Genomic DNA, 11,564 nt, shown 5'->3' on the forward strand with positions numbered 1-11,564 from the left:
CGCAGAAAGGTCGGCTCCAGCTGAGCCGCTCGTTTTGTATTGCGGTCGCTTTGCTTGCTTATGCACAAGTCGCACTTTCACTGTCAGCTTGTCACCCATCGCGCGTCTCCTTCTCCTTAGCAACTGCTTCAGTCGCATCTAGTCGAAGAGCCGCTCGTGCGCAACGCAACGCTATCTCGGTCAGATCAGCCGGGCTGCCCGACCACTTCGGCGTACGGCTCCATTGTAATAGTCTGATGCCTGCTGCACAGAGCGATGACGGGATTGTTCCATAGCCTCGGGCAAGGGAATGCCACGATTGGCGGCTTCGGTGAGATAGCCGGAACGCAGCCCGTGCGCAGAAAACTCCTCCGCTTCCAAACCGGCCATTTGCGCGCGTTGCTTGACGATCCGGTTGATGGCGCTGGGCTCCAGCGGGCGTGCCGAAATATTCCCCCAGCGATCGACTTTTCGAAACACGCTTCCCTTATCAATCTTCGCGGCTTCGAGCCAACGGTTCAGGGCGTCAACGGGCCGCCCGGTTAGATAAACGACTTCGTCTTGTTCGATGCCACTGGTTTTGGTGCGGCCAAGATGCATGACGAGCGAGGGGAGGGGGGAGCCGCCTTCCGCGGTGACAGGTGGCTGTTTGACGAGTTGTTCTGTTCGAAGACTTGCTATTTCGCTGCGCCTTCGTCCGCCCGAGGCAAAGGCCACCATCAAAATAGCCCGGTCGCGGATGTCGGTCAGGTTTTCGTTGGAACAGGTCGCGAGCAGCTTGGTCAGAATATCACCGGTAATGGCGTTGGCACTCTTGCGGGCTCTGGGCCGGTTGATGGCGCGCACGGCAAGCCGGATCGCCGATTTGACGGCCGGCGATGAGAACGCACCCTCAAGACCGCGCCAGCGGGTCAGCGTTGACCAGTTAGCCAGCCGGCGACGCACGGTGGAGGGTGCATGCGGTCCGGATACACGCAGAAAACCATGCTGGCGCAATTCTTCTTCCACGTCGGCCGGCATGCCGTGATTGGGATCGATCTCCCGCTGTTGTGACCGCCAGAGATGATGGGCCACGAATTTCAGGAGGAGAGCTTCAGACGCCGGCCAGGGGAGGGGACTATCGGTTGCGGCCATCGACCAGGCCTCGAGATAGGCCAGATCCGAGGTCAGCGCGCGCAGGGTGTTTTCGCCCATGCCTTCATTGACGAGATGGCGCAGTGTTTCGACATCGTCATCCGTAAGAATATCCGCGAGCATGTCGCGCCGGTTCATGGGTAAGACGGCGGCAATGGTGTCGAGTGTTTCGGCACGGCGTGCAACGGCAGAAGTGGGCGATGCGGTCACAGCTGAAACTCCCTCAATAGCTCCAATATTGACGAGCTTTGGCCCGGTTTTCACTGATTTGCGGCTTCAAATCAATAAGATTCGATAACCTAGACTTATCGGAGGTGAGAAGCTCACGGCTTAGTTATCATAAGTGCCGGACATTAAATCGCTACTGGATTCCGTTTAAGACTTCATTTACCATAAATTCAATGCGTTATGATCCAGACCAATTGCCTCTGAAGACCTTGCTTTCGCCACTGGCACGCGCCAGTGAGGCCTTGGCACGGCTCGACGAGCGTCTTGCCCATTCACCGGTTGGCATGGGACTGATCGAACGTCTCCATTATGCGGATGCCTGCGCCTCGCTGTGGCTCGATGGCGAACTGGTCGAAATGGAGGATCTCGTCCTGCACGAGGCAGCGCGCGATATCCGCTCACCCAGTCACCAACTCACCATTGCCCGTGACGTGCTCCAGACGCGCCGACGCATTGTAGCGCATGAACCTGGATGGGCACTGAGCCCGAACGGTTTGCGCAGTTTGCGGCAGGCAGGGCCTGCAGCCTCATTGGGTGGTGGCGGCATCCTGGCGGGCAGCGAAAGCATGGCGGTGTCCGATGCGGCGGTCGACCGGCAGGACCGGGACGGGGAGGGGAAGAAAAATCGTTGGGATGACGGGATCGATCTCGATGCCATTGACGCGGTGCTGGCGCGATCCGACGACGTGCTGGCAAGGGTGAAACAGCCACAGCGGTTGCCGAAGCCCGAGGCCGATCCGCTGATCCGCGATCCCGACTGGGATGAGGACGAACGGCTCGATGAATGGCGAACCGTTTTGCGGTCGATCCGCGAGCTGCCGCCGGTTCTGCAGACGATCCTGGCGCTTGATGCCTGGAATGAGCTCGCGGTGTTGCAGCGCGCGCCATGGCTGGGACGCTTACTGGCGGCATCACTGCTCCGGCGGGAAGGGCTGACTACTCAGGCACATCTTTTAGCCTTCAATGTCGGACTGAAAACCATCCGCGTTGAACGGCGGCGCCATCGCAGTTTCGACATCCGGCTGATGGCTGGTCTCGAGGGACTAATGGCCGGGATTGAGCTCGGCTTCAAAGAGCATGACCGTCTGATGTTGGCGCGGCAGATGCTGGAACGGCGGCTGACTGGCCGTCGTGCCTCGTCGAACCTGCCAGGGCTCATTGAACTCGTGCTGGCCAAGCCTTTGGTTTCGACTGGGCTCATCGCCAAGGAACTCGATATCACGCCCCGTGCGGCCCTTCGCCTCGTGGAAGAACTCAAGCTTCGCGAAATGACCGGCAGGGGGAGGTTTCGCGCGTGGGGAATAATCTAATGAGACACTCTGTGGATCGGATGAAGAAGTTATGAGCGACAACAATATTGCAAATGCATCGGTATCTGCTGAACGCTTGATGCGTGCGTATCACAAGCATTCCCTAGAACCTGACGCCGATACACTTTTTGCGCTACTCGAAGCCATGCACAGTGCGAATGATCGTTTGAAGAAAGCTTGTGGCATTGACTTCATAGACTTGCCTGATTTTCTCGCTCTAAAATGTCTCAGGAACTTCTTTCATCACCATGATGAGTTGCGCTATAGCGTTCGCGTGATCCCCACTCGCGACCTTCCTATTGATTCCGATCTGCTGTTCTTGTGTTTAGTTCCCCGAAATCTGATAGATGACGCGATAGAGCAGACAAGTGTACGCTACAAAAGCCAGTCACGATATGCTTGTGAACAACGGTTTCATTGGTACGGTAATGTTGTAAATATTAATCCGTGTCTGTTGAACTTCATAGTGCATGCATATGAGCGATTGACTGCTGCCAGCATTGAGCTTTCGGGCGCTGAAGCTGAAGCGTTTCGATGCAGTTATGATTTCGAGGCAGCTTCTGGGTTCTCTCATTTCGTTGATGGCCGTATTTCGACGACGGCCGGGAATATTGACCAGCTCCTGTCGGACCTCGTAGAATAATTTAGGCTCAGGACTCATTCCTTTCCGAGCCAAAAGATTACGAATTAATTAGTCTCCTTAGGCTAAGCCCCGCCAGGTCATTGTTGAAGAAGACGTTCCTGCAGGAGGCCGATCCGAAGCAGCATTGGCGAAACAATGCGGGTTTTGTGGTCTTCCCCATGGGATGACCCGTTTGGAATGTTAGTGCATGCTTGGCCTTCTGGCCAACGCTGGTGTTGAAGCCGACGCGTTCTGGCGAGGCCAAGTAGTCGTGTGGGGTGCCGGTGGCTTGTAGCCCAGCGATAAGTGAGGCCGCACTGTGTTGTAATGCTATCTTCAATTTTCGATGATGACCTTTCTCGGTGGACAATCGTTTCAGGCGGTTTCGCGCCACACGGTGTTGACGGTTTGGCGTAACTCACGCCGATTTAAAGCACTTCATAACTCGCTCTCGTCTTCGGATCGGCTGATGCGAACTCTCCGCTCGCTTGTTCAACCCCTTGTGCTAGCGATGATTGCAAACGCTCAGACCTATTTCTCGTTTGGCAGAACCATATGATTTTTGCTTGTCAGTGACCATGGCGCGCAGAGAGAAGTGTTCTCATGAAGAGTTTTGCGGCGTTTCTGGACCAGATCATCCAACACTAAGCTATCTCGATCAACCGCACGGCATAGAATGTGATCCTTGCCTTTGATCGATATCACGCATTCATCCAGATCCCATTTATCCCCAAAGTGTGAGTTCCGGCGACGTATACTAGCCGCATAGGCACGTCCGAATTTCTCAGCCCATTCGTACACCGTTTTATTTGTGATGGAGATCCCGCGATGAGCCAGCATATCTTCGACCATGCTATAGTTCAGTGGGAAGCGAAAATACAACCATACAGCTTCGGCGATAATATCACCGGGACAACAATTGCGGTGATAAAGTGAGGCGCGAGGTTCGGTCATATCCTGTTACCGTCGCACATGCTTACTCTGAGGTTAAGGTAACAGTGTCAAACGGAGTACAATCATCTCCACGTCTCCACCGTGAATCGAGCTCGGTCACAAGAATAAGAATGGCTAAGGCGTATCCATCACAACGGCTTTGTTCTATCTCGAAACTTCACCAAAGCCTTGTAAATCAGGAGAAATCAGTCATTTCAGTTATCATATCACTTGAAATAATGGAGCTATAATTTAGGGTTGTATTAGTGATTTGCTCTACTAGGAAACATTGTGTCTGCCGATACCAATTTCTTCGCCACCATTGCCGCAAACGGCGGCAATACCGACGTAGTTTTCGTACATGGGCTTTCGGGACATGCTGTAGAGACATGGACGGCCGACCCCTGCAACGAGCCGGAAGGTGGGTACTGGCCGAAATGGATTGCGGTAGATCTTCCGCATCTCAATCTCTACACAGTCGGCTATGCAGCAAGTGTCTTTGCTCAATGGGCAAAGAAGGAAAACAATCTCTACGATCAGGCCAAGCATGTCCTTGAGACCCTCGCAAGTTATGAGTTTGGCAGTCGACCCATCATATTCATCTGTCACAGTCTTGGTGGATTGCTGGTCAAACAGATATTGCGCACGGCGCTTGAATCGAGCGAAGAAGCCTGGCAGACCATCGGTGACCGTTGTATTGGCGTTATCTTCATCGCCACGCCGCACAGTGGCTCCAGCCTCGCAAATCTGCTCAAAACCTTCACGAGGGGCTTTACATCGTCACACGTCAACAAGCTCCGCGAGGATAACGATGACCTCGTCGAGTTGAACGAGAGCTTCCGCGCCCATTGCGCGCGAAAGGAAATGAAAGTTGTCGTCTATTTCGAAAAATATCTTACTAAAAAAGCGTTGCTCGTCGTTGACCAGAGAAGTGCCGATCCAGGTATCAGCGGGGTCATGACACTGCCCGTCGATGCTGATCACATCAACATTTGCAAGCCAACGAGTCGGAATAGTACCTTTTACAGCAGTATAAAATACCGGCTGAAGACAATGGCGCCTCCAGAGCCGCCAACAGATCCGGCTGCTCTCGGAAGGTTTGAAGATGATAATCTCGCCGATCCGGCTGCGAACGATCGGCGGGACCTATTGACGAAAATGATCGCTGCGGGTCGCGAAGAACAGTATGGTTTCGCTAATGACTCTCAAAGCAAATTTGCCAGGCCGTTTCTGGCAAACGGACTGAAAACGCCAATATCGACTGTCTACAAGCGTTTGCTTGCCGATGTTGAACAGCGTTTCCAGCAGCACGTTTTTTATCCGCTCATCTGTAACGGTGCAGAGGAGCGCGCAATCACCGCAGCGATTCAAGACCATATAATAGATCCACTTAGTCGGGACTATGCTTCGGACAACGCGACGGCAAAGACAATCATGAACGCACTCTATTTTCTAACCGAGAGATGTCATATCCGTTGGGACCGGCCATGAAACATCACGAAATTCGCATCTGGTACGCCCAGCTCGATCTCTTTGACACCGCCCGTCGTTATCTGGCGCTGCTCACACGTTGGAAGATGGAGCCGCCGACCCGCGACCGTCTCTTCGTTTCCGACTTCTATTTCGTAAACCCAAGCCTCTTGCATCTCACTCGAATGACAGGTGACGTCCGGAGGATATTTACCAACTTACATATTCCAAGACCGCGCGATACCTTCATCCAGTATCCGTCACCCCCACTGCTTTATACCAAAATGGGTGGGATTCAGGCTCAGGCGTTACACAACCTTATCGGGAAGGGGCTCGTCGATTTAGAGCTCGTCGACCAGGATCGCTACTGCCTCAATGAAGCTGGACGGAATCTTGCATCTCAGTTGGGTGATCGTCTCGTTCTGCCCGGCGAGGAAAAGATTTTGAATTTTCTTGTCACAGACTACGTCACAATCGGCCAGGGAAAGCGTGGGCTGCGCGAGATGACCGGGCTAAGAAGGATCGGTACCTAGCGTGGTTTCATTTTTTGCACTCAGGCGACTTCGTGTAACTCAGGGCCAGAAGGTTGCCTATGATGAGGTCTTCCATCGTGGCGTCAACATCATCAGGGGCGAGAATGGATCGGGAAAGTCGACAATAGCCGACTTTATCTTCTATGGCCTTGGCGGTGAATTTGATCGTTGGAAAGACGCTGCCAGAGACTGCTCTGCAGTTCGAATTGAGGTCGAGACGGCTCAGTCGGTTTTCACGGTCCAGCGCTCTATTGGCACGAAGCAGGAGCCAATATTCGTATTTTACGGTTCACTGGAAGAATCCCTCGACAAGGGTATTGACGAATGGCAGCGCTTGCCGATCCGCCGGCCTCCAGGGGGGCTCGATCTCTCCTTTACGCAGATGATGTTTCAAGCCGCGGAAATCCCAGAAGCACCGAACGCGGCAAACTCGAATATCACAATGCACCAGTTGCTGCGGCTGCTCTACGCCGATCAGCAAACGCCTCCTGGGAAGCTGTTTCGGTTTGAAAGTTTCGACACGCGCGAAATTCGTGAGACCGTGGGACAACTCGTCATTGGGGTCAATGGATACGAACTCTATGAAAGCCTGATTGCGCTTAGAGAGACCAAAGCCGAATACACAGAGATGGACCGCCTTTACAGGGCTGCATTGATGTCGCTGCCCAGAGCTGAAGGTCTGACTTCGATTGCCAATCTAGATACCCGACTTGGCGAGTTGAGCGAACGAAAACAAAAGATCGAAACAGAAATTCGCAATGTGGACGCCGCCGTCGGGGAGGATAAGACGAAGCAGTTTGTCGCGGAGCGCCAAACACTACGCCGCCAATTGCAGAAGACGGCCAATGAACTTCAAACTAAAGAGCAAGGCTTGACAGATCTCAAGGACGAGAGCGTAGAGCTCGAGAAATTCATAAATTATCTTGAGCAACAACTTGCCGCCCTCAATGCAGCTGAAGACCTTTCAACCAAACTTGGTAACATTGAATTCCAATACTGCCCTTCCTGCTTGAAGCCGCTTTCCGATAAGCATGTCCAGCATTGTATTGTATGTGACGAGGTGATTGACGAGGAAAAGGCACGATCGCAATATTTTGAGCTGAAGGTCGACAACGAGCTCCAGATCAGGGAATCGCGCCAGCTCCTTGCGGCGAAGGCGGCGGAAGCCGATCATCTTGAGGGATTAGCAAGAGCTCTTCGCCGCGATTACGCTTCGGCGATGACCGAATTTTCCTCGCGCTATGATGTCAGCAACTCCCCGCGCGAAAGCTATCTCGCGGAGCGATTTAAGTTACTCGGTGGCCTTGAAAAGGAACTCGAATATTTGGAGGAACTAAGAGCGACCCTCCAGGAGATCGATAAGCTTTCCGCACAGCGGGCGAAGCTTAATGACGATATCGTTCGGCTAGAAGCCAAGATCAAGCGCCTCCACTCATCGTCTCATGCGCGTACCGAGAAAGCGATGAATCTTGTCAGCACAATTGCCATTCGTATCTTGAGAAAAGATATCAAGCGGCAGGAAGTCTTTGAGAATCCGACGACATTCTCGATCAATTTTGCGGACGATGCGATGTTGGTCGATGGTAAAATGAACTTCGCCGAGAGTAGTAACGTGGTTCTTAAAAACACGTCCATTCTGTCATTAATGCTCGGCGCTTCCTATGACGCTGAATTCTGGCATCCAAAATTTCTCTTGATGGACAACATCGAAGACAAGGGAATGGAGCCGATGCGAAGCCATAAATTCCAGAAAATCATGATTGAAGAATCGAAGAATGCGAAATTCCCGCATCAGATCATCTTCACAACATCGATGATCGATCCGGAACTTGAAAGAAGCAAACTGACAGTCGGGCCGCATTACACGAGAGAAAAGAAGACACTCGCCAATATATGACGCTCGTCACCAGACGTGTCTCAAAGGGGAAGCCGCATCTCAGTGGGAGTGACGCATGCAGGGTTGTGTATCTGAGTATAAAGAGGGGCATGCATGAAACGTCGGGATGTTGGAACAATCGGCGAAAACGAGTTTATCAGTTGGTGTGAACCCGAGGGCTTCAAATGGACCAGACCATCCAATGATCGACTGGGCTGGGATTTCATTTTGGAGCGCGAGCCCGAACCGCGTGATGACTTGCCGCTTGACCGCCAGAATGAACTCCCGAAGTTTCTTGTCCAGATAAAGTCTACCGACCGGTTAGGAGAACCTCCTCGAATCAAGCTGTCTGCACTGAAGCATCTAGTTGATGCCGATATGCCTGCGGTGATCATCATTCTGGAATTCGGCAAAGGCGCCCGGCAACCTAAACGCTGCCGGGTTGTTACAGTTGATGCACAATTGATATCCTATGCCCTGCATCGGACCAGGCAACGAGAAGCGGCTGGAAAGCGAAGCCTTCACAAGGAGCGTGTTCGTATACCACTTGATCGTGCCATCGAACTTTCTCCGACCGGTGAAGGTTTGTCTAAAACGCTCGATCATATGGTTGGCGGGTCGTTCTCAGATTACGTGAAAGACAAGATAAGGATACGCGAAACATGCGGATACGACGAGGACATGGCAACAGGTCGCTTTGTCGTTCGTGGAAAGGACGCCAAGGAACGGATCCAAAACCTCTTGCTGGGGATGAGTAGCGAAATTGATGTCGTCGACCTCACCATTGAGAATCGTCGTTTTGGCATCTCTCTTGCGAACGATACAAGCTTCTTCGATCAGGCCATCCTTAAGTATCATGCGCCGGCGCTTAGAACTGGGACGATCGAACTTGAAGAAATCGAAGAGGGTGACTGGACGAGGTTTTCGGTCGAACTGTACGCAGTACCGCCCATGGATGAGAGCGATGAGAAAGCGCCAGTTCGCCTTGCAAATCCATTTTTTGAGGTAATCCTTGATTTTGAAAAGGAGCAGGGCCGGGTATGTTTCGACTATGATGGTTCCCGAACGGTCGATCTGGACGAAGCGGTGGCAATTATCGAAGTAGGCGCAATATTGGCAAGATCAAAAAGAGAGCTCAAGATAGAGATCGACGGTATTCCAGGTGAATTGCGGCTGGCAATCGAAGAGGGGCAGGGAGGGTTCTGGAACTGGATCCCGGTCGTGCCTATGCTTCGTCGGATACGCGCGGCAATGCAACGGCACAATCCAACCACCAAACCCGCATTGCTCTTGTCCGAGTTCTTCGATTGGATCGACAAGTACCGCGACTTCCTCGCTCTTGGATCCACACCCGGCGCGACACTGTTCATACCCCATCGTACCGAAACCGAGGGGTTCGAGATGCAGGATACCCTTCTGGCCCCTTTGACGTTGGAGCTGGCCGGAGCGCAGTATACGGCGCTGATAGAAGTCCCAGTCGCGACCATGAGCAGCGACGAAAGCGAGTTCAGCATTGTCTGCGGCAAGCCGCATGTAGTTGATGATATTGTTCGGTCTCCTGGTACAAACACCGACGATTTCATTGACCGATCCGTCCGCTTATCCAAACGGAATCGCAATGCCGCTGGCCCGGCACTTGTGGTCGCTTCGTTTGAAAATTGGGCGAAGGGCTAGTACACCGTCCGCGCGGGGTCATTCTGCTAAGCGAAAGCCGGCCTTTCCGTGACTGCAAAGAGCGCGAAGTGTCTTCCACAGTATTGTGTGTTAGGCGCCAGCAAAACGTTCGAAAAGAACTACCTCACTTTGGGGCACTTATTGCACAGAAACATCTCCTGCTCGAACACTTCCTGTATTGCATGAACAATATCTGGACGGGCAATGACACGGGAAGCTAAAATCTACTGCGACCGTCGAAGCTGGACCGACCGCCTCGCGCCTCATTCCAGTCGTCCGAATTGGTCGAGCGAAGAATCTTGACCGGAAATCTGGAAAACGGAAAGCAATATTCTGCGCGGGGCAGTTTCTTGACTTTGAATCAGAAATATCAGAATGCCAACAAATGTGCCCCACTTACTGTTACCACCGCTGGCCCGCGCCAGTGAATCCGTGGCGCGTTTCTAACAAACCCTTACCTTTTCCAAGGTTGACACCGTGTGATCAAAAGCGCGCATTTTACTGACGACTGCGTCTCACTGCGGCTGGACGCCGAACGAGTCAAGACCGAAGATCTCATTCTTTATGAAACGGTGCGCGATAGATTAACTCAGTTCCTCTATCACACTTCTTGCCAGTATTTTGAGTTCAAGCAAATTAGATCAGTTATTTATCTCACTTCACTCATGTATGCTCTCAGACTTTCTAAATCTCGCGCACCATCATATCGCGTGCCGTTGATGAAAAGCGTGGGAGTACCATTGACGCCGCTTCGCAATCCACCGCGAAAATCTGTTTCAATGCGCTCCTGAAAACGGCCGTCGAAAGCGGTTGCGAGGGTTGCTGGCGCTATGCCGAGAGCTGTCGCATATTCGCGAAGATCATGATCGGTTAGCGCGCTTTGGTTTTTGTAGAGAAGATCATGGGCTTGCCAGAACAGGCCTTGTGTAGCGGCCATTTCAGCAAATTCCGCCGCGTGAAGCGCATGCGGATGCATTTCGGCAAGCGGGAAATTACGAAACACGAAGCGTAAATCCTCACCCATTGCCTGCTGCACTGCTTTCAGAACGTAATAAGCTTCGCCGCAATATGGGCATTCATAGTCGCCATATTCGACAAGTGTTACAGCGGCTGTTTCATATCCCTGAATGTGATCCTGTTTACTGACAGGAATATTCAACTTGCTCATGATTGCATCTCCTTAGTGGTTGGTTTGGCCCTAATCATGTCGAGTGCTTCAAGAATGCCATCGGCTCCAGGGTTGATGCCCAGCGGAGAAACATAGCTCCATCGGATAATGCCATCAGCATCAATGACGAATAGTGCACGCTCTGCCACGCCATCCTTCTGGCGATAGACGCCATAGCTCCGGGCGACTTCACCCTTGGGTTCAAAATCTGCGAGAAGCGGGAAATGCAATTTGCGCTCTGCTTCAAAGGCGGCATGGCACCACACACCATCTACCGATATGCCGAGCAGCTGCGCCTTCGCATGGTGAAACTCCGGAAGAATTTCGTTATAAAGTCCCATCTGATCGCTGCAGACCGGACTCCAGTCGGCCGGGTAAAATGCGAGTATCACCGGAGCGCCACGCAGATCGCTAAGCGATACCGTCTGATCTGCCGTTGCAGGTAAAGTGAATGCAGGCGCAGCAGTGCCTGCAGCGAGTGCGTGTGAGGGATTATCGCCGGGCATGATCGAACTCCTTTGCAGCTTCAATGCGCTCCAAGGTTAGGCAGCGCAGCAAGGCAGCGCAATCAGATGAACGGATATTGTTCCGATACTTAGGTCTATTGGTGAGCAGAGTTGGGACCCAAACCTAGGTA

9 protein-coding genes and 2 pseudogenes are annotated in these 11,564 nt (G+C 52.6%); 6 read left to right on the forward strand and 5 right to left on the reverse strand.

The features are described 5' to 3' along the window. Nucleotides 1–180: 180 nt before the first annotated feature. On the reverse strand, nucleotides 181–1,251 hold the full coding sequence (locus RI570_RS20745; RefSeq protein ID WP_409558721.1) for a site-specific integrase: 1,071 nt from the start codon (nucleotides 1,249–1,251) through the stop codon (nucleotides 181–183). A 254-nt stretch (nucleotides 1,252–1,505) separates the two neighbouring features. On the opposite strand from RI570_RS20745, the gene RI570_RS20750 reads away from it, so the two are divergent. Further along, nucleotides 1,506–2,651: an RHE_PE00001 family protein gene (locus RI570_RS20750; protein ID WP_313830828.1), complete on the forward strand. Its 1,146-nt coding sequence runs from the start codon at nucleotides 1,506–1,508 to the stop codon at nucleotides 2,649–2,651. 31 nt (nucleotides 2,652–2,682) lie between these two features. Beyond that, nucleotides 2,683–3,294, forward strand: coding sequence for a hypothetical protein (locus RI570_RS20755; RefSeq protein WP_313830748.1), 612 nt, complete (start codon nucleotides 2,683–2,685; stop codon nucleotides 3,292–3,294). Nucleotides 3,295–3,474: 180 nt separating this feature from the next. Here RI570_RS20755 and RI570_RS20760 read toward each other — a convergent pair. Together RI570_RS20760 and RI570_RS20765 are read right to left on the reverse strand one after the other, a co-directional pair. Further along, nucleotides 3,475–3,603, reverse strand: a pseudogene (locus tag RI570_RS20760) (IS3 family transposase); the annotation flags it as partial. A gap of 91 nt (nucleotides 3,604–3,694) precedes the next feature. Further along, nucleotides 3,695–4,227, reverse strand: a pseudogene (locus tag RI570_RS20765) (IS6 family transposase); the annotation flags it as partial. A gap of 270 nt (nucleotides 4,228–4,497) precedes the next feature. Here RI570_RS20765 and RI570_RS20770 point away from each other — a divergent pair. The 4 genes from RI570_RS20770 (at nucleotide 4,498) to RI570_RS20785 (ending at nucleotide 9,759) form a co-directional block, all read left to right on the forward strand. Next, on the forward strand, nucleotides 4,498–5,697 hold the full coding sequence (locus RI570_RS20770) for an ABC-three component system protein (protein WP_313830750.1): 1,200 nt from the start codon (nucleotides 4,498–4,500) through the stop codon (nucleotides 5,695–5,697). Continuing rightward, nucleotides 5,694–6,209, forward strand: coding sequence for an ABC-three component system middle component 5 (locus RI570_RS20775; RefSeq protein ID WP_313830751.1), 516 nt, complete (start codon nucleotides 5,694–5,696; stop codon nucleotides 6,207–6,209). The genes RI570_RS20770 and RI570_RS20775 overlap by 4 nt, the downstream gene beginning before the upstream one ends. A 334-nt stretch (nucleotides 6,210–6,543) precedes the next feature. Further along, entirely contained in the window at nucleotides 6,544–8,106 is a 1,563-nt protein-coding gene (locus RI570_RS20780) for a hypothetical protein (RefSeq protein WP_409558719.1), read from the forward strand. Between the two features lie 93 nt (nucleotides 8,107–8,199). Next, nucleotides 8,200–9,759 carry a hypothetical protein gene (locus RI570_RS20785; RefSeq protein WP_313830753.1) on the forward strand — a complete coding sequence of 520 codons (1,560 nt, stop codon included), beginning with the start codon at nucleotides 8,200–8,202 and terminating at the stop codon, nucleotides 9,757–9,759. 649 nt (nucleotides 9,760–10,408) lie between these two features. Here RI570_RS20785 and RI570_RS20790 read toward each other — a convergent pair. Both RI570_RS20790 and RI570_RS20795 read right to left on the reverse strand, forming a co-directional pair. Continuing rightward, nucleotides 10,409–10,927 carry a DsbA family protein gene (locus RI570_RS20790; RefSeq protein ID WP_313830754.1) on the reverse strand — a complete coding sequence of 173 codons (519 nt, stop codon included), beginning with the start codon at nucleotides 10,925–10,927 and terminating at the stop codon, nucleotides 10,409–10,411. Further along, the gene (locus RI570_RS20795) at nucleotides 10,924–11,433 is read right to left on the reverse strand and encodes a peroxiredoxin (protein WP_313830755.1); all 510 of its coding nucleotides are present in this window, start codon (nucleotides 11,431–11,433) and stop codon (nucleotides 10,924–10,926) included. Before RI570_RS20795 ends, RI570_RS20790 begins: the two co-directional genes overlap by 4 nt. Nucleotides 11,434–11,564: the final 131 nt, after the last annotated feature.

Source organism: Brucella pseudogrignonensis (genome assembly GCF_032190615.1).
Classification (GTDB): Bacteria; Pseudomonadota; Alphaproteobacteria; order Rhizobiales; family Rhizobiaceae; genus Brucella; species Brucella pseudogrignonensis_B.